The sequence below is a fragment of the Nocardia vaccinii NBRC 15922 genome (genome assembly GCF_001613305.1).
In the GTDB taxonomy this organism is placed as follows: Bacteria; Actinomycetota; Actinomycetes; order Mycobacteriales; family Mycobacteriaceae; genus Nocardia; species Nocardia vaccinii.
The window spans coordinates 243,746-269,341 of sequence record NZ_BDCC01000007.1 but is presented as its reverse complement, the minus strand read 5'-3'; the positions used below and the strand labels follow the sequence as shown (position 1 = coordinate 269,341).

Sequence of the window (25,596 nt, the reverse complement as noted above, 5' to 3'; positions counted from 1 at the left end):
CGATACCCGCGAGCGGTGCTACTCACCGCACTCGCACTGGCCGTGTTCTGCGGTCTGTTCGGCGCGTCGGCCGCCGCGCACCTCGAGGCCGGCGGCTTCACCTCGAACGACGCCGAATCCTCGCGAGCGGCGCAACTGCTGGCGCGGGACTTCGACGGCGCGCAGCCGAACTTCGTCCTGTTGGTCGATGCCGAGCAGGGCGTGGACAGCCCGGCCGCGCGCACCACGGGGACGCGGATCGTCGATGCCCTGCAGACCCGGGACGACGTGGTCGGGGTGCGGTCGTACTGGACCAGCCCGGGGCCGGTCGCCTCGGCCCTGCGCGGCACCGATGGGCACCGGGCACTGATCCTGGCCTACTTGCAGGGCGGTGACGACGTCGCGCAGAAAACCGCCGGAACACTCGCGACGCGATTCGCGGACACGACGCCGCCCGGGATCACCGTCCGGGCGGGGGGCGAGACGGCGGTGTACCACGACGTGAACAGCCAGATCACCAAGGACCTCACCCTCGCCGAGGGAGTTGCGGTGCCGTTGACCGCGATCGTGCTCACGCTGGTCTTCGGCAGTGTGATCGCCGCGGCCCTGCCGCTGGTGGTCGGCCTGTTCGCGATCGCCAGCGCACTGGCGATCCTGCGCGGTTTCACCCTGTTCACCGACGTGTCGATCTATGCGTTGAATATGACCACCGCGCTCGGGCTGGCTCTGGCGATCGACTACAGCCTGTTCATCGTCAGCCGCTTCCGGGAGGAGTTGCGCGGCGGGCGCACACACCGGGACGCCGCCATCCGCGCGGTGCAGACCGCCGGACGCACGGTGCTGTTCTCGGCGCTCACGGTGGCGCTGGCGATGGCGGTACTCAGCGTGTTCAATCTGTACTTCCTCAAATCCTTCGCCTACGCGGGCGTCGCGGTGGTGGTGGCCGCGGCGGCGGCCTCGATCGTGCTGCTGCCCGCCGCGCTCGTACTGCTCGGCGACCGGGTCAACGCCCTGGACGCCCGCGCCGGAGTACGGCGTCTGCTGCGGCGGCCCGCACCCGTGCCCGTGGCCCCGGAGCGGTCACGCTGGTATCGCACGGTCGATTGGGTTATGCGGCATGCGATTCCGGTGGCGCTGGTGATCATCGCGGTGCTGCTCGCGCTCGGATCCCCGTTCCTGGGCGTGAAATTCGGTTATCCGGACGATCGGGTGATGCCCGCGGGCACGACCAGCCGGTCGGTCGGCGACGCGCTGCGCGGCGACTTCCCGAGCGTCAACGCGGGCAACGGCACAACCATTGTGCTGCACGACTATTCGGGCAACGTGAGTTCCTATGCCACGGCGTTGTCCAAGGTTGACGGCGTCTCCGCGGTGCTGTCCGACGCCGGGGTCTACCTCTCCGGCGGCCGGATGGCCTCGACGCCACCGGGTATGGCCAACTCCTCGGGCCAATACCTCACCGTCGCTTCGACGGTCGACCCCTATTCCGCGGCGGGGCAGCGGCAGCTGCGCGCTTTGCGGGCGGTTCCGGCACCCGCGCCGGCGCTGTTCGGCGGCATGGCCGAGATCGACTCGGACGGACTGCGTTCGCTCGCCGCTCGGCTGCCGCTGGCGATCGCGCTGATCGCGCTGTCCACCTTCGTGGTGCTGTTCCTGTTCACCGGCAGCGTGGTGATCCCGCTGAAGGCGGTGCTCATCAACACCCTCTCGCTCACCGCGATGTTCGGCATGATGGTGTGGATCTTCCAGAACGGGCATCTGTCGAATCTGCTGGGCTTCACCACGACCGGCTATCTGGTCCCGACCATGCCGCTGCTGATGTTCTGCCTGGCATTCGGCATGTCCATGGACTACGAGGTATTCCTGCTCTCGCGGATCCGGGAGGCCTGGCTGGCCTCGGATCGCACTCCGGCGGACAATACCCGGTCGGTGGCCCTGGGCGTCGCACACACCGGGCGGATCGTCACCGCGGCAGCACTGCTGATGGCTATCGTGTTGGGGGCCATGATTTCCGCGAAGGTGTCGTTCATGCAGATGTTCGGCCTCGGGTTGACCCTGACCGTGCTCGCCGACGCCACCGTGATTCGCGGACTTCTGGTACCCGCGCTGATGCGGCTGCTGGGCACCGCCAACTGGTGGGCGCCCGCACCGCTGCGCCGACTGCACGAAAGGTTCGGATTCCACGAGGAATCCGCGCCGCCCACCCACGACCCCGAGCTGGTGATGCATAGATGATGCGCCCCCGCCGGCAGCGTTCGGCCCGCGGCACCGGAGCGCAGTTGCGCGAGGAGATTCTCGACGCGACCCGAGAACTGCTCGCGCGCACCGGAAATGCCGACGCGGTCTCCATCCGGGAGGTGAGCAAACTGGTCGGGGTGAGTGCTCCCTCGATCTACCGGCACTTCGCCGACAAGGATGCGTTGATCGACGCCGCCGTGGCACAGGTCTTCGAAAACCTCGACGCCGCAATGGGTTCTGCCACCGATCCGGCGCACTCGCCGATCACCCGGCTGCGCGATCAGGGTATGGCCTACGTGCGATTCGCCCTGGAGAATCCCGAACAGTACCGGCTGGCCTTCGTGCCCACCGACGCGGACGGGCCGAGCGCGGTGGACAAGGTACTCGGCAGCGGTGCTGTCGTCCGGTTCAGCGCAACTGTCCGGGAGGCAATGGATTCCGGCGTCATCGCCGATGGGGATACGCTGCCGGTCGCCCTGGAGCTGTGGGCCGCGGCGCACGGCATCGCCTCGCTGCTGATCGCCAAACCCGCACTGCCGTGGGGTGATGTGGACAGACTCATCGAACGCGTCCTCGGCGCGGCATGTATGGGGCACGCGGTCCTGGACATCATCGGCTGCGATCCCGTTCCCGAACCGGATGAGGGCGCCCGTTGGTTGGCCGAACTGCGTGGTGCACAACGTGATTCGGGGGACTGATCAGCTCACTTCGCCGGACGGCGCGGTCCAGGTGTTGCACCGCCACACCCGGTTGTACTTCTCGCCGACGTTCACGAACCAGTCGGCGTAGTGCCGGCTGGTGCCGTGGTCGTGCATATCGGTCTTCTGCTTCTCATCACCCCGGGTGTACTGGTCCCGCTGCATGTATACGGCCTGATCGTCGGTGAAGAGCCCGGCATAGCGGGATGATCCGACGAACATGCCCGCGAAGCACTGCGCCTCGAGTTCGGTCCGGCGGGACAATTCGAGTCCCGTGGCCGACCGCGCGCCCGCATCCTCGCGCTCCCGCGCCTGCCGGTCCATGATTCCGGTCAGCGCTTGGATGTGGTGGCCGTACTCGTGGGCGAAAACCTCCAGGTAGACGTACCAGCGACTGCCGTACACATCGGTCTGGATGGTGTCCAGCGGCAGATAGATCGTGTCGTTCGCACTGCAGAAGTACGCGGCGAAGTTGGGTGAACCGCCGCACGGCGACGACGCGTCGGCCGCATGTGCCGGAACCACCACCGCGGGGCTGCGGAAGGGCAGATTCTGCGCCCGCAGCATCGGCTGCCACATCCTGCCCAGGCAGGTCGATGCGGCGTCGAAGAAGGCGGTCGCGGCTGCCGAATTCGCCGCCCACTGCGGGAGGTCACAGCGGATGTCGAGAAGCCCGTTGTTCTGATTCGCGAACAGCGGATTGCTCGACGTGGCCGCGACCGGGGTGGGCCCGGCTGCCGCGGAGGTGGTGGGAGCCGCCAGAGCGGTCCGGCTCGCCGTCGCGCTCGCTGCGGTCGTGTGCTCGGAAGTCGTTGCGGGCGTGGTTGTTCGGTAGATCGTCGATGGATAGGTATAGCTCGGCGTGATGCCGGTCGCACCGGCGGAATCGGCATCGCGATCGACCGTCGTGGCGAAAACCACCAGCGAAGCGACCAGGCCGAGAACGAATGTCGCGGCGATCACCGCGACGATCGCGGCACCGCCGCCGCTCGGGGAGGGCGGGCGGCCGTAGTGCCCGGCGGGCGGCGGCAGCGGGGGTGGGCGACGCGCTCCCGCCCGATATCCGGCGGGCAGGGGTACGCCATAGTGCGGATGCGGGCCGGGCCCCGCAGCCATGCCGGGGCGATTGCCGTATCCCGGTTGCGGGCCGCCATATCCGAGTGGCGGACCGCTGTATCCCGGTGACGGGCCGGCATATTCGGGGCGACCGGGTTGCGCCGGTCCATGGCCGAGCCCGCCTGCACTCGGATGCTTGTCGTGCGGACCTCGCGGGGGTGGGCGGCCCGGACCTGGCGGACAGGATGGCCGATTCACCGCTCGGACGCCTCACTCGATCCGGAATTCTGGCGAGACCTGCTGTGGTGAACCAGATTTCCGGACATCGGAAGTCAGCTCACCTGACTCGGCGAGGCGGTGTAGGTATTGCATCGGGCGGTGTTGTTCCGGTCGTAGCCAAGGCTGAACCAGTCGCCCGAATGCTGGTTCGTGCCGTGGTCGCGCATATCGGAATCGTCATCGCCACGGGAGTACGCGTCCTTACGCGCCATGGTGATCTGTGCGGAGGTCAGCGATCCGCCACCGGCGCTCGCCGCCAGGTACATGCCGTCGAAACACTGCGCCTGCAACTCGATCCGGCGCGAGACCTCCATCCCCTTCGAGGTGTCCACGCCCGCGTCGTACTCGTCCTCGTGCGCCTTGGCCAGGATGCCCGCCTGCTGCTGGACGTGATGTCCGTACTCGTGCGCGAAGACCGAAAGATAACGCTCCCAACGATTCCCGATCAAATCGGTCTGGATGTGGTCCAGCGGGATGTAGATGGTCTGATTCGCATTACAGTAGAACGCGGCGAAATTGGTCGTGCTGCCCGTACAGGGGGTCGTGAGCCCGGCCGTACTCGCGGTCACGTTCAGCACCGGCGGGGTGAACGGCAGATCAGCCTTGGCCAGCACCGGTTTCCACGCCGCGGCGAGACACGTTGCGGCGCTCTCGAAGAACTTTCGAGCCTGGTCGACCTGGGTGCTCCAGCTCGCGTATGGGCAATTCGCCTCGCTCACCGACGTTCCCGGATCGGCCAGGATGGGGTTGTTGCCGGTCGCGGCGACTCCGGCGGTCTTCGTCGAGGTGGGGTAGGTGGTGTAGGGGCCCGCCTGAGACGTGGTGGTGTGGTCGACCGCGGCGTGCAGCCCGAGCCGGACCAGTGCACCGGCGACGACGACCACGACCACGACCACGACGACGAGCGCGCCGATCACCCCGCCCTGGCCGCCGCGCGGCGGACGTCCGGGCGGTGGCGCATAGGGCATACGGCCCATCGGCGGCCCGTAGGTCGCGGGCCGAACCCCGGCCGGGCCGTACGGCCGCGGCCGCATCCGGCCGCCGGGTCCCGGCGGCGGGGCATAGCCCGGCTGCTGGGGATAACCCGACTGCCAGCCGTACTGCGGCGGACCGGGCTGCTGTGGATAACCAGGCTGTTGGGGATAACCGGCCTGCTGGTGATGACTGGGCTGGGGATGCCCGGGGCGCTGTGGATAACTCGGATCGGGTCCGTATCCCGGCGGATTTCCCGGTTGCGGACCTCGCGGCCCGACCGGACCACCAGGCGTACCGGGACCGTTCCCATAGGGTGGTCGGCTCACTCCCCCGCGCCCCCGTCTCTCGGTCAACTGATTAGCTGATGCCGAAGAATACCAAGCTGTCTATGCTGTTGCCCCATGCTGATTTTTCGGGGGGGCGCTCTCGGCGCCGTGACGCTGGCTCTTGCCGGGATAGTGCTGACAGCACCTGCCGCGCAGGCGCAGCAACCGGCCGACGGGGTGGCGATTCAGGCCGATGTGAAACTCAGCAGGGACGGGAATCTGGAGGTCACCGAGAAGGTGACGGTTCCGCAGGGCGGGCAGTTCCGGATGGCGCTGCCGCTGCGAGTCGCGTTGGGCGACAAGGGCGGTGAGCGCCGGTTCAAGGTCAGCGACATCTCCAGCACCGGTCCGGGTTCGGCGAAGGTGAGCGGCGAGGTGTTCACCGTCGACGCGCCGGCCGGGACGTCCTCCTTCGAATACACCGTGCACAACACGGTCAGTGATGCACCGGGCACTCAGATCTTCCGCTGGACCGGTGTCCTGCAATCCGATGTGGCCTCATTCGATGCCACGTTGATCAGCCCCAGTTATCGGATGGGCATCATCGACTGCAAGGTCGGACCGCAGGCCGGCGCGCACAAATGTGATGCCACTGTCGAACCCGACGGCGTGCTGACATTGCACGAAACCAACCTGCACAAGGGCGATATCGTCGATGTCACCCTGCAGCTGCCGCCCGGGACCGTACCCGCCAACGCCGATATCACCGACGACAGTTCGCGGGGGCCGTTCTCGATCACCGCGCCGGTGCTGATCGCCTTCGGCGTGCTGATCGTGGCCCTCGCCGCACTGGCCGGATACGTGCTGTGGTCGCGTCGTCAGGACGCGGCGGCGCTCGGCGGCGACGAGGTCGTGGATCCGGTGCAGCGCAGGGGAAGTAAGGCACAGTTCGTCTCGCCGGACGGTGTGCTGCCGGGCGAGGCCGGCCTGCTGCTCGACAATTCCGTCGACGCGGCCGATCTCGCCTCGACCATCGTGGATCTGGCTGTGCGACGGTATATCTGGGTCGCGCCGGTCGATGATTCCGATTGGCGCATCACCCGCCTGAATCCGGCCGACGAGCAGTTGCGCGAGTTCGAGCGGGAGGTCTACCGGGCCGCTCTGCCCGACGGCACGGAGTCGATTCTGTTGTCGGAGTTGCGCGGTCGCGCGTCCGGCGAGCCCGCCCGCGCGGCACTGCGGGCCGACGCTCTGGCGCACGGCATTCTGATCGACCGCAAACGCCGGGGCTTGGCGTTCGGGCTGGGCGTGATACTCCTGATCGTCGGTATCGCCGCAACCGTCGGACTTGCGGTCTCGGGCGGATACGCGCTGGTCGGCATCGCCATCGGCCTCGGCGGCGTGGCCGCGTTGCTGTTGCCCGCTTACCTCCCGGCCCGCACAGCTGCCGGGCGGGCGCTGGCCGGGCGGGTCCGTGGCCTGCAGCGCGGACTCGAAACGATGCGGGTGGAACTGGTGCCGCCGGCCGAACGGGAGCAGGTGTTCTCGCGCGGGCTGCCGTACACGATCATCGGCGCTCGCTCCGACAACTGGATCCGCACCTTCCGCGAGATCGATCTGTCCGCCGACCGCGAACCGGGCCTCTACTGGTTCGGCGGATTCGAGCAGGATCGGGATCTGAGCCGGTTCGCGGCGCATTTCCCGTATTTCATCACCGCCCTGGAAGGGCTGTTCGCGAAGTAGTCCCACTCAGCGGGCGCGCAGGCCGTCCAGAGCGATTTCCATTGTGCGGCGCGCGGTTTCGACGTAGGGCTCATCCGGGAAGACGAACACCTGCAGCGTCATCAGCGCGGCGATGTCCCGGGCCGTGACATCGGCGCGCAGGTCACCGGATGCCTGGGCCCGGGCGGTCATATCGTCGACGTGGGCGGCGATCCGGCCGCGCACCTCGGTCAGCGCGGGATCGCTGCGGATATCGGCGTGCAGGGTCGGCTCGATGGCCGCGGCCAACGCACCCAGCCGCATCTCGGCGCATTCGCGCAGAAACCGGCACAGCGTGGACCACGCACTCTCCTCGTCCTGGATGGCCGTGGCCGCGAGATCCGCCAGGCCGGACAGATAGGCGTGTGCGGCGGCTGTGATCAGCGCACCGCGATCGGGAAATCGGCGATACAGGGTGCCGACGCCGACGCCCGCCCGGTCGGCGATCTCCTTCATCGGCACCTCGACGCCCTGCTCCAGGAAGACGACCCGCGCGGCCGCCAGGATCTGATCGCGATTACTGCGCGCATCGGATCGCACTCCACACACCTCCGAGACAAGTGGACGATTTTCTTCCGGTTAGCGTACCGTCGATTAAGTGGACGAAAGTCGTCCACTTATTTGCGGAGGTTTTCGACATGTACCAGAGCGTGCTGATCTCCGGCGCCGGAGTCGCCGGTTCGACATTGGCGTATTGGCTTGCGCGAGAGGGTTTCACGGTGACCGTCGTGGAGCGCGCGACCGGGCAGCGCTCCAGCGGCAACCCGGTCGACGTCAAGGGCCCGGCGCTCGCGGTGGTCGAGCAGATGGAGATCGAGCCCAGGCTCCGGGCCGCCGCGACGGCCGTGCGGCGAATCGCGTTCCTCGACGGATCGGGACGCGAGCGGGCGTCGATGAATACGAACTCGATACAGGGCTCACCCGACGGTCGCGCAATCGAGATCGCCCGAGCCGATCTCGCCGCGGCGCTGCTCTCGACCGCACAGGACAGCGCCGAAATCCATTGGGGCGAGACGATCACCGGACTCACTCAGCGCGAGGACGGGGTCGAGGTCACCTTCGAACGCGGTGCGCCCGCCCGGTTCGACCTGGTCGTCGGTGCGGACGGACTGCACTCGGGCGTACGGCGGCTGGCCTTCGGCCCCGAGCGTGAGTTCATCCGGCACATGGGCATGTTCGTGGCCACCCTGCCGGTGGACCGCACGCTCGCCGGGGAGCATGCCGTGGCCATGTACAACGCGCCCGGCCGATCCTTCAGCGTTCATCCGGCGCATGGAATTCCGTTGGCGGCGTTCATTTTCCGGCATGCGCCCGTGCCCGGTCTCGACCACCGCGACCTCACCGCGCACAAGCGCCTGGTCACCGAGACGTACGCCGGACGACTGGGCATGTTCGAGGACTTCCTCGACCGGGTCGCCGACGCCGAGGACATGTACTTCGACTCGGTCAGCCAGGTCCGCCTGCCGTCCTGGACGAACGGCCGCATCACGCTGATCGGCGACGCCGCCTCGAGCCTGTCCCTGTTCGGCGACGGCTCCACCCTGGCCATCGCCGCCGCCCACACCCTCGCGGAAGAACTCGCCCGGACCCCCGCCGACCCGACCGCCGCCCTACACCGCTACGAACGCCGACACCGCACCATTCTGAAGCCCAAACAGCGCGGCTTCGCCCTGGCGAGTCAACTCCTCGTCCCCCGCTCCCGACCCGCAATAGCACTGCGCAACACCGCAATCCGAGTCCTCGCCCACTGACCCCCGACTACGCCTATCCAAGCGCCGCCGACTGCGGGCGAAGACCCGGTCCAGACCGCGTGGAACAGACCGAAGCCCAAACGGGACAGGCTCCGTCGACATGACCCGACCACAGAGAAGGCTCCATGGATCGCATGAGTTCCGCCCACTCCGGACAACGCCCACCCCGAGGCCGGGGCCCGCCCCGGTCCTGACCCACTCCAAGGCCGGGGCCCGCCCCGGTCCTGGAACTGACGGAGGGAAGGAGCGCAGCGACTGAGCGCAGGAGGGAAGGACCGCAGCGACTGAGCGGCGGAGGGAAGGACCGGGGTTGACAGGGCCCCGGCCCCGCCGGAGCGGAGGCCAAGGATTCAGCCCCGCCGCAGCGGAGCGGAAGCCGAAATCACTGCCTGGTGGCGCGGCGCATGGCCGAGATGGGGTCGGCGTAGAAGACGCTCAGGGAGGTGACCGCGGCGGCGTGTTCCTGGACGCGGCCGCCGAAGCGGCTGATGCGCACGTCGGCGGGCGGGAGGTTGGTGTTCTCGGCGAATGCCTGTGCCACGCGGTCGATCCCGGAGCGATAGCTGGTGAATGCCTGGCCGCCCAGGACAACTCGGTCGGGATTGAACATGTCGCGTATGAGAGCCGCTGTGCGGCCGAGGATTTCGGCACGCTCATCGAGCAGCTCACGTGCGGCGCCGGATCCGGAATCCGCGGCGCGGTAGAGGTCGGCGATCACCGGGCGGCGGGGAGCCTCGCGGCGGGGCACGATTCCGGCGCGCACGGCGCGGCCGAGGATCGCCGCCTCGCCGACGGTGGCTTCCAGGCAACCGCGACGTCCGCAGGCGCATTCGATATCGGAGCCGGTGGGCAGGTGTGCGATGGAACCGGGCCCGCCGGCGGGAGTGTGCACGCGATCGTGCAGGGTGACCGCGACGCCGGCGGTGTCCCGCGCGTAGATGTACAGGCTGCTGCCGGGGCGCTGCTGTTCACCGGGCGTGAGCAGCAATTCCGCCGCGGCCATCGCCTCCACGTGCGCGGATATCGAGACCGGCAGGTCGAGCACGGTGCCGAACACCGCGCCAACGGGTGCGGCCTGCCAGCCCAGACGCGGATGATCGACCACTCCGGCGGCCGGATCCACCCGTCCGGCCAGCGCGACGCCGGTCCACAGCGGACGCCGGCGCGGCAGCCGATCCAGGAATGCCTTGGCGCTGCGGGCGATGATGGTCAACGCGGCGTCCTGCCCGGCCTGCGGCGTGGCGATTTCCAGCCCGCCGAGAATGCGCCCGGACAGATCCGCGGCGACGATCCGGGTCACCGTGGCCCCGATGTGGACGCCCAGCGTGGCGAAGGTGTCGGTATCGACCTCGAACGGGATGCGCGGACGTCCGACCGCGCCCGACACGGTCAGGTCGGCCCGCTCACGCAGCAGACCCGTCGAAAGCAGCGCCGACACTTGGCGATTCACCGTCGCGATACTGGAACCCGTTGTCCGCGCGGCGGAATCGCGGAAGATCGGTCCGCGCGTGGCGGCACGCAGGACAGCGGCGGCGGGGTTGTCGGAGATGCGCAGTTCCGCCGGCACCGCGGGACGCACGGATACGACCCGGACGGGCGCGGCGGTGGTCGACGGTCGCTCGATGGTGGGGATCGTCATGTGAAATCCTTGTTGAAAGCCCGCGCAGGGCTGTGTTCGGCAACGACAACAAGGCAGTGAGAAGGGCCCGGACAGAACGCGACCGGCCGTCACGAACGAGCAGGAGCGGTTCTCAGCTGCGCGGCCGAGAGCAACACAGCTCCCGCTGCCGCGGCAGCCGCACACCGAGCGCAACGGTCACATAGGTGACCTCAGCGGCATTCGATCGGCTGGAGAACATGGTCGAGAACGTTATCATCCCAGGTATAGCGGACGCCAGACCGAGCGGTCTGCATGCAATACGCTCAACGTGATTCCAATCCCGCGTACACGCCCCGATCACAGAGTGGCCACAGAAACCGGAGATACGCTCCCGCGCGCACCTTACATCAGCCTCGCTAGGAGATCCCATGATCCGGAATTCGCACCGTGGGCGCCGCGGCGCTGCCGCCCTGGCCGTGGCCGCCGTCGGGCTGGCGACCGCCGCACTCGCTCCGTCTGCCGCCGCCGCGCCGCTGCCCAGTATGCCGGTGGGCGCGCTGAGCTACACCGTCGATGTGAACGAACCCGGCGCGAGTCCGGGGTACATCTACTACACGAGCGGGGTCAGTGCCGCGGCGCTGGTGCCGGGGTTGGGGCAGGCGCTGTCGATCGTCCCGCAGGCCGCGCCCGCCAATGTGGTGATGGACAAATCCGGGCACGAGGTCTGGCGGTACACCCCGCCCAAAGGACAGGACGTGTCGAACTTCCGGACACAGATCTACCAGGGCAAGCGGGTGCTGACCTGGTGGCAGGGCAGTACCGTCGGCGGGCACGGCACGGGTACCGACTACATCGCCGACGAACACGGCCGCGTCATCGAAACACTCAGTGCCGGAGACGGATCCAGCTCCGACGTGCACGAGTTCCGGCTGACGCCCGACGGCCGCGCGCTGATCACCTCCTACCGGGAGGTCGGCGCGGATCTCAGCGCGATCGGCGGACCGAAGAACGGCCGGATGTACGACACCGTCGCCTCGGTGGTCGATGTCGCCACCAAGAAGGTGCTGTTCCAGTGGAGTGCGGCCCAGCACGTGCCGCTCACCGACACCACCTCGAGCACCTCATCGCCCGGTTCCGCGGTCTACGACCCCTACCACATGAATTCGATCGCCCTCGATCCACAAGGAAATCTGGTGATCTCGATGCGCGACACCTCCGCGGTGTACGACGTCGACATCCACACCGGGAAGATCCGCTGGCAGCTCGGCGGTAAGCATTCCACCCTGGCCATGGGCCCCGGAGTGCAGTTCGCCTTCCAGCACGACGCCGAATTCGACGGTCCCGATACGATCCGGCTGTTCAACGACAATTCCAGCGGTCAGCAGACGTTGGGTGTGTCGAGTGTGCAGTGGATCCGCCTGGATACCGCCGCGCACCGGGCGACGTTGGTGCGCAACCAGACTCACCCGAGCAACCTGGTCGCTGTCGCGATGGGTAATGCGCAGGGGCTGCCGGGCGGCAACACTCTGGTGGGCTGGGGAATGGCGCCGCACATCTCGGAGTTCACCCCCTCCGGCGCGCTCGTCTACGACGCCGTGCTGCCGATGGGCACGTACCGTGCCTACCTCGAGGATTGGGCGCCTGGCACGAAATAGACTGGCACGCCGGTAGTCCCGTCAGCGATGCGCGGCAGGCGGCCGCACCTGCCGGACCGGCCCGCAGGCGTACGCCAGCACCGAATCCTTACCGTCGGGCGGCAATGCCTTGCAGTGCCGCTGAATCCACCGGACGCGATCGTCATCGGCGGGAGTCACCAGGGCGAATCCGATCTGGCCCCGCTGGACGAGCAGAGCCAGATCGTCGGTGGTCATGGCCGGGGCCGAGCCGGTGAACCCGCCGAAGGCCGGAACCGGTGCGCCCGTGGTGAAGATGAACGGCGAGGCGAGAATTCCGGTGTACGCGACTATCGGATAGTGCGCGCCGGGAAATATCCTGTGCGCCAGCGCGGTCAGCTCGGGTCCTTCCGCGAGGGCCGAGGCGATGGAATCCTGTGTCACCCGACGGGTCGCGGCGGCCTCGAACGGCATATCCAGTACGCCGTATCCGTCGACGACCAGTGATGTCGCCGCGACCGCGGGCGCGGCCAGCGCGGCGATCAGCAGGGCCGCAATCGAATACCGGCCCCGGGCGAGTACCGCGACGACACACAGCCCGAGTGCCACCGCGGCTGTCGCCCACCGCACCGCGGACGGCGCGGGCGCGAGCAACCAGGCACCGTACAGCACCGTGGCGACCACCGCGAGCACGCCGCACCGCCGTATCCACATCGACTCGACATTTACGAATTCGGCTGTGCTCCAACCGATCAGAGCTGCCACCGGCGGAACGAGCACGGCCAGATAGTACGGGTTGACCGTTCCGACGGCGAGGAACACCGCCAGATGGATCAGCAGCCAGCCGCCCCAGATGATCAGCGCCGCGACGACCCGAAGGTCCCGCGCCCGGCGGCGGGCGAGCACCACGAGCACGACCAGGGCGATCAGCGCCAACGGCACGAGCCAGCCGCCGGAACGCCCTCCGCCGCCGGTGAATACGTGATCGAGGCGATTGTCCGGACCGAGCACCAGCTTGTCGCGATAACCCTGACCGCCGAGTTCGAAATTCCCCGAGCCGACGTTGAAGCCACTGTCCGCGCGCGACAACGCGTTGTAACGGAATACCTGATCGAAGAGCGAGTTATGGCTGCTGCCATCAACATACGGCCGCCGACCCGCTGGTATCAGGCCGACGATTGTCATCCAACTCAGCGAAACTATCAGGGCGACAACACCGAAAACCGCCACGTCGGCCAGGCGGCGGCGCAGCGCGTTGGTCCCCGCGATCAGATAGGCCAACCCCAGCAGCGGAATCGCGACCCACGCCTGCACCATCTTCACCTGGAAGGCCAGCCCGACGAGAAGTCCGGCGAGCCACAGATTTCGGGCTCGGCCACTCTCGATCGCGGTGAAGGTGCGGTCGACGGCCGACAGCAGCAACAGAATCAGCAGCGTATCCGGGATATTCCCCCGATCCAGGGATACCACGACCGGAGTAGCGGCCAGGACGGCAACGGCCACCGCGCCTGCCACCGGCCCGGCCGTGCGGCGCACCACGCGATACAGCAGCAGTATCGTCAGCACGCCCTCGACCACCTGCGGCAACACCACGGCCCAGACGTGCGGCCCGAACACGTGCACCGACGCCGCCTGAATCCACAGCGCGCCGGGCAGTTTGTCGACGCTGATGATCGCATCCGGATCGAAGGCGGCGAAGAAGAAATTGTGCCGGTTCATCGACATCGACCGCGCGGCGGCGGCGTAGTAGATGTGCGGCTTCTGCGCCGCGATGCCCCATGCATAGCTCACCGCCGCGAGCGCCGCGACCACCAGGAGCAGCGGCCGTGCCCACCCAGGTTGATCAGCGGGCGAGCGCCAGAGCCGCCACCGGGCAACTGCGGCGGAAGGCGAGACTGCGAGTGCGGCTGTGGTCACGATGCCCAATATCCGGCGAATTCCGAACAGCCGTCAACCGAATTGTCACGTCTTGCCGGCCACGGTTCGATCTGCGCGTCCTCACCCGGACCGCGTGCAGGACAAGACCTTCGCCGGATCGATACCCGAAATGATGCTCCGCCACCCGGAACCGCCGATAACCCAGCTCTCGGCCCGGTGCGCCGGCTCGAGCGTGTTCCGGATCGCTTTGGCGCGGTGCGGATCCCGCGCCGACCGGCGACAGGTCCCGGACCGGCAGCGGGACGCGCCCGCCCGAGATCGTCACGGCCGCACCTCCCGGGACCGTGCCTCGCGTTCGGCATGCCAGGTGCGCGCGACCGGCAGGGCCCCTCGTCGGCCTCCGGTACCGGCGGACTGCCGACAGCGGTCTCTGTGCTCATGGACTCCCCCAGCGATCCCGCGGTGGCGCTCGCACCCGGCGGCGGCGATGCCGCTGCATCGACGCCGGAACAGCCGCGTCCGGCTGCCGGTACTCCTGCTCAGCGTGAATCGAACTGCTGGTCCGGGCTCGCGGAGCCGCGCCATGATCCGCGAAATTTCTATGTACACTATCGTTCGCAATGACCTGAGACGAGCTGAGGCCCGCCCGGACATGATCAGAACAACGCCGTTTTCAACCAGCCCGGAGGAGTCCGTCATGAAAGATCTGAACGGCCGCCTGTGCCTGATCACCGGCGCGGCGAGCGGAATCGGACGGGCGACCGCCATCGCCGCGGCGGACCGGGGTATGCGCCTGTTCCTCACCGACATCTCCGAGGAGGGGCTGAACGACACGGTGGCGCAGATCCGCGCCACCGGCGGCGAGGTACTCGACGCGCGGGCCCTGGACATCTCCGACTACGCGGCCGTGCGAGCGTGGGCCGAGCGGATCCACGGGCGGTATCCGAGCCTGGACGTCGTGATGAACATCGCGGGCATCGCCATCTGGGGCACCGTGGAGAATCTGGAACACCGGCACTGGCAATCCGCGGTCGAGGTCAACCTGATGGGACCGATCCACGTCATCGAGAGCTTCCTGCCGCCGATGGTGCGCGCCGGGCACGGCGGACATCTGGTCAACGTCTCCTCGGCCGCCGGACTGCTCGCCCTGCCCTGGCACGCGGCCTACAGCGCCAGCAAATTCGGCCTGCGCGGGATCTCCGATGTGTTGCGATTCGACCTCGAACGCCATCACATCGGGGTGAGCCTGGTCGTCCCGGGCGCGGTGCGCACACCGCTGGTGGGCACGGTGCAGGTGGTCGGCGTCGATCGCGACGACCCTCGGGTCAAACGGCTGACCGGACTGTTCGAGGGCCACGCCGCGACGCCGGAACAGGTGGCCGAACGGATTCTGTCCGGCGTCGAGCGCAACCGCTATCTGGTGCACACCTCGGCGGATATCCGGATCGGCTATTGGTTCGCCCGCAAATTCGCGTTGCCGTACGAGATCGCCATGCGACTGGCCAACCGGCAGTTCAGTCGCCTGCTCGACGCGCAGCGTCGAACTCCGGTGTCGCGCTGAAGAATTCGCGCGAGAATCACATCTGGGCCAGGCAGACGACGAACTTGCGCTGCTTGTAGACCACGCCGTGGTTCGCATCGGTGCAGGTGTTCACATCCGCGGTGTTGCGGTTGATCGCCTGCACCCGCATCGTCCCGGGGGCCGCGGTGCAGTCGGTCGGGGTCGCGGAATTGCCCGAGACCGCCATGCAGCGACCGACTTCCCAGTCGGTGTCCAGGCAGAGCGTGTCTTTCGCGCCGCCGGGCAGCGTCTGCGACACCGAACGATCCGAATCACTCGGGCACTGTCCGCCCGCACTCGCCTTGCTGTTCACCCGATAAGCGGAATTCGAACTGCCGCAAGAGGTTTTGGTCACCGAACCGTCCGAGCCGACCCCGGCGACACAGTCACCCGCGGAGACCGGGTCCGCGGCATCGCGCTGATTCGCACCCTTGTTGGTCGTCGATGCCGGGGTGGAGGTCGGTGTCGGCGCCGCCGAGGAGGCCGCGGCCAACGGCGGCAGCGGCGCGATGGTGGTCCCGGGCTTGGCGGCCGGCGATCTGGGGCCGGTCGTCTTCGCTGTGTGCGACGCCTCGGGCCTGGTGGTCTCGGCGCTCGGCGGCACCGAGGTCTGCGAGGCGCTGGCGTCGGCCGCGTTCACATGGTGGCCGCCCACCGACAGCGCAGCGAAGATCAGGCATGCCATCGCCAAGCCGGAAGCGATCACGAAGCCCACCAGGATGATTCCGGCGTGGACACGACGACGCGGCACGAAACCGTCCTCCAGAGCTGTAACACTTCGAACCCGTATCGCGAGATTCCAAGTTTGAACACATGTGTTTTGCGATCACACAGTGCATACACCACCTGCGACGGCATACGCGAATTGTGAAGCTGCATATTTTTACTCAGAAGCGGGACGCACCTTTACATATAACAATTCAATAACGATGCCGGACGGGCTCTCGCGTATAGCCATGTCTGCCAACAGGCTTCGGACCCGGTACAGTCATTCGCCGTCCGGCTGCACATGCCGGCGGTAGGCTCCGATAGGAAATCTGTATGAAGTTCGGCAAGTTCGCCGCAACCGCACTTCTCGCGGTTGTGACGGTGGGGATCGCCGCGGGGACGGCGGACGCGAGCCCATCGGCACCCCCTTCCCCCGCAGTGGCCAAACAAACCACCGCCTCCGGCGTCGACCACGGCGTCGCTTATCACTCGGTCCTGTCGGACCTGTCGCACAAACTGACGACCGTCGTGGACAAGGGCCGCTTCGAGCTCGCCGCGAACGGCACCGAGGTCGATCTGAAGAACACTGACGGCACCGCCCTCGCCAAGGTGCCGCTGGCGTTCCGGATCAACGGCGGCACACTGCATCTCGCGCAGCAGATCAGCGCGGACGGTCACCAGCTCGTACTGCAACCCAAGGCCCCGAGCGCCAAGGATGTCGGCGAGCTGCGACCGGTCAGCTCGATGGCCCGGCTGATGGCGGAGATCAACAAGAACATCGTCGGCGTGGTGGTCGGCGGCGTGCTGGGCGGCCTGATCGGCGCCGTGTGCGGCTTCTTCTTCCTGAGCTGGCTCACCGGGCCCGTCGGCCTGCTGATCGGCGCGATCGGCGGCGGATACGCCATGGGCGGGCAGCCGTTCATGGACGCGGTCACCGCGGTGATGTCCGGCAAGCCCTGATCGCACACCCGCGAGCCCGCGGCCTCGACACGAGGTCGCGGGTCCGGCGCTGGGACGTTGCGCGCCCGCACATTTCGTGGCTCAATGCGAAGGGGCGGCCCCTACCGGCCGCCCGTCCGCATCGACCTCGAGGGTTCGCTGATGACCGGGCACGAGCACGACTGGATCCGTACCGCAGATCCGGCGATGGTCGAATTGCGGGACCCGTTGTCGCAGCGCGCGGTCGGCATCGTCCGCCCCGACGAGAGCGAGTTGCCCGGCGATTTCCTGGTCGAGCTGGAGACGCTGGTGTTCCAGTGGGAGAACATCACCACTCAGGCATCCGCCGACGCCTATCTGGCCCTGCGCGGATCGCAAGAGCGGATCGACATCCTGCGCGGGCTGAGTTGGTTGTGCGCACTATGGGCAGTGGTGTGCGAAACCCGGCTCGGCAAATCTGCAGACAACATCATTCGTGACCTGGACTACCGAGGTGGCAGGCGGGTCATCCGCAGCGCCGACCAGGCACGTCTCTGGGAAAATCTCACGCAGCGAGTGCGTTTGGGCGCGCTCGCGGCGTTGACCGAGGACCCCCGAGCGGTGGCGGCCTACCGCGTGGCCTGCACCGAACCGGCCGGTATCGCCGCGGATCTGATCCAGCACACCCTCATTCACCTCGACGGATTCAGCCAGGACATGCAGCGCCACGGTCTGACCGCCCGCGGCCTGGTCGCCGGTGTCATCGCTCATACGCAAGCGAGTGCGGGTCCGCGCGAGCGCCTGTGTTTCCGTCCGGCGCACCCGATCTGATAGGGACGGGGCGTTTCCCACCTGTGGGCATGCGCCCGCACACGTGATCGATCTCACCGACGACACGACGTCGGACACGCCCGGCCCGATCCGGCCGACTACCCGGCGGCGCGCAATTCCTCGGCGCGCAAACGGCGGTACCGACTGCCGTGGAAGACCAGCGGATCGATATCGGCACGGGTGGCCGAGCGCCGAACGTGCACCAGCACCACCTGGTGATCCCCCGCGGGCACCTGCGCGTGCAGCGTCCCCTCGATCCACGCGGAGGCGCCCTCGACGAATACCGCGTGTCCCGTCCCGCGATGCAGCCGCACCCCCGCGAACCGATCACCCGTGCGAGACCCGAACGACCGCGCAGTATCCTGCTGATCGGTCCCCAGCAGACTCAATCCGAGATGGCTGGCCTGCGACAGCAGCGGCCACGTCGAGGAGCTGTTCTGCACACAGAACGACACCAGCGGTGGATCCAGCGACACCGGCACGAACGTACTCACCGCCAATCCGTGACGCACACCGTCGATTTCGGCGCAGACGGTCACCACCCCGCTGGGAAAGAAGGCGAACGCGCCACGCAAACCGGCGGCGTCGGCGGGAATCTCCTGCAGTTCGGACATGGGGTACCTCTCTGTTCTGGCGAAGGGGAACACAAGGCCCCCTGAGTTCCGTCCACCCGGGCAACGCCAACCCCGAGACCGGGGGGTCAATAGGGCCCCGCCGAAGCGAAGCGGAGGCCGAAGACACAGCCCCGCCGAAGCGAAGCGGAGGCCGAAATCACAGCACCCCGTGCAGTGGCGGTGCAGTGTCGTGCAACAGGGCGCGGCCCAGGTGCTGATACTTCCAGCGCACCGGATCGTGCAGGGTATGTGTGCGGGCGTTGCGCCAGAAGTGGTCCAGGTTGAGATCTGCTGCGGCACTGCGAGTTCCGCCGACCTCGAACAGTGCGGCGGATACCTCGATCGCGGCCCGGTCGGCGAGAATCTTGGCCGCGGCCACCGCGAGCGACGCCCGCGCGACGACGTCCTGTCCCGGATCGGGGCTCGCGGTGGCCGCGTCCACGGCCAGTCCGGCGGCGGTCAGCGTCGCCTCGGCGGCGGTCACCGAGACGGCCAGCTCACCGATGCGCTGAATCAGCAGCGGATCGTCGATGGCGCGCTCGACCCGCGCCTCGAACCACGGGCGACTGCGAGTGCGCACGAATTCCGTTGCCGCGCTCAATGCTCCGCGCGCGATACCTGTATCGATCGCCGCGTGCAGCAACTGGGCGAACGCCCCGTATCCGGTCGGCGCGCGCACCGCCGAATCCCGGGCTACGAGCTGCCCGGCCTCGACGCGGACACCGTCGAATCGCACCGTGCCACTGCCGGTCGTACGCTGCCCCAGCGCATTCCAGTCGTCGACGATCTCGACCCCCGGACTGCTCGCCGGAAGAAAGGCCACGTACTCCCCCGGACCGAGTCCGGTACGTTCCTCCGGATCGTCCAGCCGGGCCAGCACCGCCAGAATTCCCGCGAAAGGTGAACCGGTGCAGTAGTACTTGGTCCCGTCGACGCGCAGATCCGGCCCGTCCGGACGCAACGTGGTCGCCACCTCCGCAACCGTCGCGCCACCTCGTTCGGACTGCGCGTTGGCGATCCGCGCACCATCGAGCACCTGCGCGAAATATCGCCGCTGCTGTTCCGGCGATCCGGCCAGCCGCAGCAAATTCACATAGACGAAATGACTGTGCGGAATCTGCGCGATATTGGGATCCGCGACCGCGAGAGTTCTTACCAACTCGGCCAATTCACTCGGCGGCAGATCCGCGCCGCCGTATTCGGCGGGGACGGTGATCGCCAGCAGTCCGCTGGCCGCCAACCGCTCCACCTCACCATAGGGCAACTGCCGCAAGCGATCCCGCTCCGCGGCGGTGACGGCGAACTCCGCTGACAGATCCCGGGCCACCTGCCGGGCGTGCCCCGCGGAGGTGATGCGTTGCGCGGCCGTGGCGGTCATCAGCCCGCCACAGCCACCGGACGACGCTGCGCCTCGAGTTCGCGCACGAGCGGTAGCACCCGCTGCCCGAAGTACTCGATCTCCTCCTGGAAATGCAGGAATCCACCCAGGATCAGATCGACGCCGAGATCGCGATAGGCCACGATGCGTTCGGCGATCTGCTCCGGCGTGCCGATCAGACCGGTCCGGAAACCGTCGTTGTACTGCACCAGATCCTCGAAGGTGGAATCGGCCCACATTCCCCGGCGGTCCGCGGTCGACGCGCCGGCCTGCTGCACCGCGTCCCGGAACCCCTCCACCGCAGGCCTGTTCGCCTTGGCGATGATCTCGCGGAGGGTGTCGTGCGCCTCCTTCTCGTTGTCGCGGGCGATGATGAACCCGTTGAGCCCGAACTTCACCTCGCGATCGTGCGCCCGCGCCACGGCACGCAGATCGTCCAATTGTTCGGTGACGCCGTCGAAATCCTTGCCGTTGGAGAAATACCAGTCGGCGAAACGTCCGCCGTTGCGGCGCGCAGCGGTGGAGTTACCACCTTGGAAGAGTTCGGGATTCGGCCGTTCCGGAGTGTTCAGCGGTTTGGGCTTCAGCGTGAAATCGCGGATACGGTAGAAGTCGCCGCCGTAGTCGACCCCGTCCTCGGTCCAGATCTTGCGAATCACCTCGAGGAATTCCGCACTGCGCCGGTACCGCTCGTCGTGTTCGAGCCACGGCTCCCCCAGCGCCTGGAACTCCCCCGCGAACCAGCCCGAAACCACGTTGATCGCGAATCGCCCGCCGGACAGGTGATCTGCCGTGGCCCCGAATTTCGCCAGCACCGCCGGATGCCACAGTCCCGGGTGCACCGCCGCGATGACCTTCAGCCGCTCGGTGGCGCCGAGCAGTGCCAGACTGAACGAGGTCGACTCGTGCTGGAACTCCGCACCGTACGAGGCGGTGTAGCGAACCTGGGACAGCGCGTACTCGAAGCCGTTGTTCTCCGCGGTGCGGGCCAACTTCCTGTTGTATTCGAAATCCCACGACGTGCGCTGCTCGATATCACTGGTGACCAGGCCGCCACTGACATTGGGCACCCAGTAGGCGAACCGGGTCTGCTCAGCAATCTTTTCGGTACTCACTTCTGCTCCCAGTGGTGTCGGCCGGAGTCTGCGCCCTCGTTGACCAGGCACGGCGTATGCCTTTCACTTCAGCACCGCGAGCCAGCCGGCACGAGGTTTTGAATCAGCAGTATTTTTGGCTGTACCTTTGGCCTCCGCTTCGCTCCGGCGAGGCGCTGGTGCCCAAGGGCGGACGAAACTCGGTGAACTCGGTTGACCCGCGCTAGACCTGGGCGGCCGCGCTGTACTTCGAACGCTCGAAACGCCCCGCCGGGGCGAATTCGGCCAGCACCTCGTCGGCCTCGGCGCCGGTGACCTGCTCGATGTAGGCGTCCGCCGCCGCCACGGTGTCGATGCCGAGGAAGGGCTGCGGGCGGTGCAGCAGAGAGACCAGCGCGGAGGCGAACTTCTTGTCCACCGCGGCGGCCGGAAAGAACCGGTTGGCGATGTCACCCAGCTCCGGATCGCTCAGGAACAGCCGGGTCGCGTGACTGGCCGCATCGGACCGGAAGTTCAGGAAGTCCTGGTACTGCGCCTCGATCCAGGCGCGATCGAATTCCCCTTCGTGCGCCGCCGCGGCCGCGACCAGGCGCTGCGCCTGAACCAGTCCGCTCTGCGCACCCTGTCCGGCGATCGGGTCGTACGCCACCGCGGTATCGCCGAGCGCGGCCACCAGATGCCCGTTCTCGGTCGTCCCGACGCCCTTGCGCACCACCGGACGCACCGCGCCCTTCAGCCACGAATGCGGATCATCCTCGATCACCCGGGTGGACAGCACCTCGGGCAGATCCCAGTCGATGTAGTCGCGGTAGAGCTCCTTGACGACCTGATGCGCCGAGGCCGCGGAATCGGCGGCGGAGAAACGCTCGTCCCAGTCGCTGCCGGGGCGGGCCCAGCCCAGGAAGACCCACGACAGCCCCGCGTCCTTGTGCAGGTACGGACCCCACCACGCCTCACCCTGCTCGGCGAAGATCGAGAACAGGCTGTGCGCACCGCCGGCCGCGCTGCGATGCGCGAAAACCTCTGGGCCGGTGCCCAATCCGGTCAGCGTGACGGTCAGCACCTTACGCTGCGGCTCGGCGTACACGGTGCGGTCGGCGTCCACCTCGAACAGATCCGCGAGGCCACCGCGACCGGTGGCGACGAGAGTCAGGTCGTTGGCGGCGGCGATCTCGTCCAATTTCCGCGGCGTCACCTGCTCGACCACGAATCGCCCGCCGCGCTGCGCGAACGCGGTCAGCCGCTCGTCGGCCTTGAGCCGGGTGTCCACCGCGAGACCGACGAATCCGTCGAAATCCCCGTCGAATCCGATCAATTCGGCATTCTCCGGTCCGGCGATACGCACGCTGAGCCCGGTGTGATTGGGGGCGCGATCGACATAGGTATCCAGGCCGAGCGCGGCCTCGGCGGCCTGCGCCTCACCGAATCCCAGGGCGGTGCCGGTGGCGGGCACGTCATCGCGCAGACTCTGCTGATCGCGATCACTGTAGATGGTGACTCGGAAGCCCGCGTCCAGCAGGCCGAGCGCGGCGGTGGCGCCGGTCTGCCCGGCACCGATGATGGCCGCTGTGCGAGACGAATTCTGTTCGGTCATAAAGGAATTCTGCAATCGAGCGGGTCCGCCGAGGAGTGTTGTAATCACCGAGAACCAATCTGTGGAGCCGGTTTCCCGCATTCGCGGCCACGCCGCGAACTCAGGGCTTCGTGGTAGCCGTGAGATCCGGACGTCGCACCGATGCCGGATACGCCGTGGACCCCGGGCCGTCCAGGCGGTACCGCGCGCCCCGATGCTCGCGCGGCAGCCGATCACCCGCGCCGAACAGCGCGTTGCGCAGTGTCCCCGGCACATACCCCGTGGGGTAGGCACCACGCTCGGTCAACACCGGAATCACGTGTTGCACAACGTCTTCGAAACTTCCCGGGGTTATCGCGTAGGCGAGGTTGAACCCGTCCACATCGGTCTGTTCGACCCATTCCTGCAGCCGATCGGCCACCGACTCGCCCGATCCGACGAACACCGGTCCCATACCGCCGATACCGGCCCAGCGGGCGATATCGCGCACCGTCCATTCCCGGCCGTCGTCGTCGAACTCCTGGAATGCCGATACCGCCGACTGAATGGCGTTGCTGTGCACCTGGCCGATCGGATCGTCCAGGTCGTAATGGGACAGATCGATCCCCATCCACCCGGACATGAACACCAGTCCGCCCTCGACGCTCGCGTACTCCAGGTATTCCCGGTGTTTGCGTTCGGCGGCCGCGTCGGTGGCATCGGTGACGATGGTTGCCAGCGCGTAGATCCGCGCCGAATACGGGTCGCGCCCGACCTCCCGCAATGCCTCTCGGATTCGCGAGACGGTCTGCCCCAGAACGCGTTTCGACGGTGCAGCGACGAAGATCGCCTCGGCGTTCTCCGCGGCGAACCGGATGCCGCGGGTGGAGGCCCCGGCCTGATAGATCACCGGTGTGCGCTGCGGCGAGGGCTCGGACAGATGAATTCCCGGAACCGTGTAATGCGTGCCGTAATGCCCGATGTGGTGGACCTTTTGGGGATTCACGTAGATCCCGGCGTCGGCGTCGCGCACCACCGCGTCCTCCTCCCAGGAGCCCTCCCACAGCTTGTAGAGCACCTCGAGGTATTCATCGGCCCGGTCGTAGCGGTCATCGTGGTCGAGCTGGTCCGCCTCGCCGAAATTCCTTGCGGCCGAGGGCAGATACCCCGTCACCACATTCCAGCCCAGGCGTCCGCCGGTGAGATGGTCCAGCGTGGACAGCCGTCGGGCGAACGGGTACGGATGTTCGAAGCCGGTACCGGTCGTGATGCCGAAGCCGAGATGTGTTGTGACAGCGGCCATCGCGGAAACCAGCAGCAACGGATCGGACAGCGGAATCTGCGCGCCCTGCCGCAGCGCCGCAGTGTCGTCACCGCCGTAGACGTCGTAGGTGCCCAGCACGTCGGCGATGAAGATGCCGTCGAAGCGCCCCGCTCGAGCAGTTTCGCGAGTTCGGTCCAGTAGCTCGGTTCGGTATACCGATGCGACTGGTCCTGCGGATGACGCCACAGTCCCGGGGATTGGTGCGCAACGCAATTCATATCGAAGGCGTTGAACCTGATCCGCCGGGTCATTTCCCGGCCTCCCGCGTCCCGCGCGCGCCCGCACTCCAGGCGAAGGGCAGAGCGGTCCCGTTCAGCAGGTGATCGCCGATGGCGCGGGCCTTCTGGATCGCCGGATTGTGCACCGAGACGGTCCGGGCGTTGCGCCAGTGCCGATCCAGCCGCAGCTGTTCGGACACGATCGACGCGCCGCCGACCTCGAACAGCTCGGTGGTAGCCGCCAGCACGATATCGATCACGCCGAGCTGCGCCTGCGCGGCCGCGAGTTCCAGTGCCACCAGGTCGTTCTCATCGCTCGCACCGGCATCGAGTACCTCGTCCAGCCGATCGGCGACGGCCAGCACGGTGGCGCGGGCGGTGAATGCCGCGGCCGAGAGCCGACCGATCACCTGTTGCACCAGCGGATCCTCCCGCGGCAGATCGGCGGCGGCGTGGGTGTAGGCGCGCGTGCGTTCGGAAACCCAGGTGCGCACGTCGAATTCGGCGCGCTGTGCGATGCCCGCCAGGACGGCGAGTTGCACCAGCTGCAGATAGGCGGTGGCGTAGGTGGCCCCCGGCCCGCCGTATCCGGGTCCGAGAATCCGGTCCTCGGCGACCGCGACGTTCTCGAATTCGGTTGTGCCGCTGGCGGTCAGCCGCTGCCCGAACCCCTCCCAGTCGTCGTGCTGCCGGACCCCCTCGGCGTCGGCGTCGACCAGGACCGATACCCGCTCGCCGTCCTTGTCCGCCGCCACCAGGATGTGATCGGCGTACAGCGAACCCGTGCTGTAGTACTTGACGCCGTTCAACCGCCAGCCCGCCCCGTCCGGGGTCAGGGTGGTCCGGTACCGATCCACCGCGCCCACGCCGGGCTCGGTGATCGCGTTGCCGACCAACGTCCCGTTCGCCACCGCCCGCAGCCACTCCTGGCCGGCCGCGGACGGCTGCGCCAGAAGTTGATCCTCGACGAACGAGAAATGCACCCGAAGTGCTTGCGGCAGATTGGATTCCGCTGCGGCCAGATCTATCAGCAAGCCGAACAGCTGACCCGCGCTCGCACCGTAGCCGCCGAATTCGACGGGCACCCGCAGCGCGCCGAACTTCGCCTCGCGCAACCAGCCCACCTCCTCGTACGGCAGGCGACGGTCGATCTCGCGCTGTAGGGCGCCGGCGGCGATCCGGTCGAAGATGGGGGCGAAGATCTCGGCGAGCTCGCGATCGGTGGTGGTGCGTACGGCGGTGGAGGTCATACCCGAACGATCACCCGAACACGGATTTCGCGCACGCTTTACGCGCAGCCGGAT

At 67.6% G+C, this 25,596-nt stretch carries 19 protein-coding genes and 1 pseudogene; 8 read left to right on the top strand and 12 right to left on the bottom strand.

The window, feature by feature from the left end:
• Positions 1-15 precede the first annotated feature (15 nt).
• Both NV1_RS03945 and NV1_RS03940 read left to right on the top strand, forming a co-directional pair.
• On the top strand, positions 16-2,214 hold the full coding sequence (locus tag NV1_RS03945; protein ID WP_307628013.1) for an MMPL family transporter: 2,199 nt from the start codon (positions 16-18) through the stop codon (positions 2,212-2,214).
• Entirely contained in the window at positions 2,211-2,915 is a 705-nt protein-coding gene (locus NV1_RS03940) for a TetR/AcrR family transcriptional regulator (protein ID WP_067885515.1), read from the top strand. The genes NV1_RS03945 and NV1_RS03940 overlap by 4 nt, the downstream gene beginning before the upstream one ends.
• On the opposite strand, the gene NV1_RS03935 is transcribed toward NV1_RS03940, so the two are convergent.
• Together NV1_RS03935 and NV1_RS03930 are read right to left on the bottom strand one after the other, a co-directional pair.
• Entirely contained in the window at positions 2,916-4,031 is a 1,116-nt protein-coding gene (locus NV1_RS03935; protein WP_084525044.1) for a neutral zinc metallopeptidase, read from the bottom strand. It lies immediately after the preceding gene.
• 272 nt (positions 4,032-4,303) lie between these two features.
• On the bottom strand, positions 4,304-5,551 hold the full coding sequence (locus tag NV1_RS03930) for a neutral zinc metallopeptidase (RefSeq protein ID WP_245713543.1): 1,248 nt from the start codon (positions 5,549-5,551) through the stop codon (positions 4,304-4,306).
• Positions 5,552-5,626: 75 nt separating this feature from the next.
• On the opposite strand from NV1_RS03930, the gene NV1_RS03925 reads away from it, so the two are divergent.
• Positions 5,627-7,234, top strand: a complete 1,608-nt coding sequence (locus NV1_RS03925; protein WP_067885513.1) for a DUF2207 family protein — start codon at positions 5,627-5,629, stop codon at positions 7,232-7,234.
• 6 nt (positions 7,235-7,240) lie between these two features.
• Here NV1_RS03925 and NV1_RS03920 read toward each other — a convergent pair whose 3' ends face one another.
• The gene (locus NV1_RS03920; RefSeq protein ID WP_169813285.1) at positions 7,241-7,792 is read right to left on the bottom strand and encodes a TetR/AcrR family transcriptional regulator; all 552 of its coding nucleotides are present in this window, start codon (positions 7,790-7,792) and stop codon (positions 7,241-7,243) included.
• Between the two features lie 98 nt (positions 7,793-7,890).
• On the opposite strand from NV1_RS03920, the gene NV1_RS03915 reads away from it, so the two are divergent.
• Complete coding sequence (locus tag NV1_RS03915; RefSeq protein WP_067885509.1) at positions 7,891-9,003, top strand: FAD-dependent monooxygenase; 1,113 nt, start codon at positions 7,891-7,893, stop codon at positions 9,001-9,003.
• Between the two features lie 382 nt (positions 9,004-9,385).
• Here the strand turns inward: NV1_RS03915 and NV1_RS03910 are convergent, their stop codons facing one another.
• Complete coding sequence (locus NV1_RS03910; RefSeq protein ID WP_067885507.1) at positions 9,386-10,642, bottom strand: ROK family protein; 1,257 nt, start codon at positions 10,640-10,642, stop codon at positions 9,386-9,388.
• Positions 10,643-11,031: 389 nt separating this feature from the next.
• Between NV1_RS03910 and NV1_RS03905 the strand changes: the two genes are divergently transcribed.
• The gene (locus NV1_RS03905; protein ID WP_067885505.1) at positions 11,032-12,258 is read left to right on the top strand and encodes an arylsulfotransferase family protein; all 1,227 of its coding nucleotides are present in this window, start codon (positions 11,032-11,034) and stop codon (positions 12,256-12,258) included.
• 21 nt (positions 12,259-12,279) lie between these two features.
• Here NV1_RS03905 and NV1_RS03900 read toward each other — a convergent pair whose 3' ends face one another.
• On the bottom strand, positions 12,280-14,133 hold the full coding sequence (locus NV1_RS03900) for an ArnT family glycosyltransferase (protein WP_157116535.1): 1,854 nt from the start codon (positions 14,131-14,133) through the stop codon (positions 12,280-12,282).
• A 658-nt stretch (positions 14,134-14,791) separates the two neighbouring features.
• Between NV1_RS03900 and NV1_RS03895 the strand changes: the two genes are divergently transcribed.
• Positions 14,792-15,655, top strand: coding sequence for an SDR family oxidoreductase (locus tag NV1_RS03895; RefSeq protein ID WP_067885501.1), 864 nt, complete (start codon positions 14,792-14,794; stop codon positions 15,653-15,655).
• Between the two features lie 16 nt (positions 15,656-15,671).
• Here NV1_RS03895 and NV1_RS03890 read toward each other — a convergent pair whose 3' ends face one another.
• The gene (locus NV1_RS03890) at positions 15,672-16,406 is read right to left on the bottom strand and encodes an LppU/SCO3897 family protein (protein WP_067885499.1); all 735 of its coding nucleotides are present in this window, start codon (positions 16,404-16,406) and stop codon (positions 15,672-15,674) included.
• A gap of 290 nt (positions 16,407-16,696) precedes the next feature.
• Between NV1_RS03890 and NV1_RS03885 the strand changes: the two genes are divergently transcribed.
• Together NV1_RS03885 and NV1_RS03880 are read left to right on the top strand one after the other, a co-directional pair.
• Positions 16,697-17,323 (top strand): DUF8020 domain-containing protein, encoded by a 627-nt coding sequence (locus tag NV1_RS03885; protein WP_067885497.1) that lies wholly within the window; start codon positions 16,697-16,699, stop codon positions 17,321-17,323.
• A gap of 84 nt (positions 17,324-17,407) precedes the next feature.
• Entirely contained in the window at positions 17,408-18,112 is a 705-nt protein-coding gene (locus tag NV1_RS03880; RefSeq protein ID WP_157116533.1) for a hypothetical protein, read from the top strand.
• Between the two features lie 98 nt (positions 18,113-18,210).
• Here NV1_RS03880 and NV1_RS03875 read toward each other — a convergent pair whose 3' ends face one another.
• From NV1_RS03875 to NV1_RS03850, 6 genes and pseudogenes are all read right to left on the bottom strand, one after another.
• The gene (locus tag NV1_RS03875) at positions 18,211-18,726 is read right to left on the bottom strand and encodes a flavin reductase family protein (protein WP_067885493.1); all 516 of its coding nucleotides are present in this window, start codon (positions 18,724-18,726) and stop codon (positions 18,211-18,213) included.
• Between the two features lie 157 nt (positions 18,727-18,883).
• Entirely contained in the window at positions 18,884-20,104 is a 1,221-nt protein-coding gene (locus NV1_RS03870) for an SfnB family sulfur acquisition oxidoreductase (RefSeq protein WP_067885491.1), read from the bottom strand.
• A complete protein-coding gene (sfnG, locus tag NV1_RS03865; protein ID WP_067885488.1) occupies positions 20,104-21,219 on the bottom strand; it encodes a dimethylsulfone monooxygenase SfnG in 1,116 nt (371 codons plus the stop codon). Before sfnG ends, NV1_RS03870 begins: the two co-directional genes overlap by 1 nt.
• Before the next feature lie 202 nt (positions 21,220-21,421).
• Positions 21,422-22,792, bottom strand: a complete 1,371-nt coding sequence (locus tag NV1_RS03860) for a styrene monooxygenase/indole monooxygenase family protein (RefSeq protein WP_067885487.1) — start codon at positions 22,790-22,792, stop codon at positions 21,422-21,424.
• Between the two features lie 100 nt (positions 22,793-22,892).
• Positions 22,893-24,325, bottom strand: a pseudogene (locus tag NV1_RS03855) (LLM class flavin-dependent oxidoreductase).
• Positions 24,322-25,542, bottom strand: a complete 1,221-nt coding sequence (locus NV1_RS03850; RefSeq protein WP_067885485.1) for an acyl-CoA dehydrogenase family protein — start codon at positions 25,540-25,542, stop codon at positions 24,322-24,324. Before NV1_RS03850 ends, NV1_RS03855 begins: the two are co-directional and overlap by 4 nt.
• Positions 25,543-25,596 lie beyond the last annotated feature (54 nt).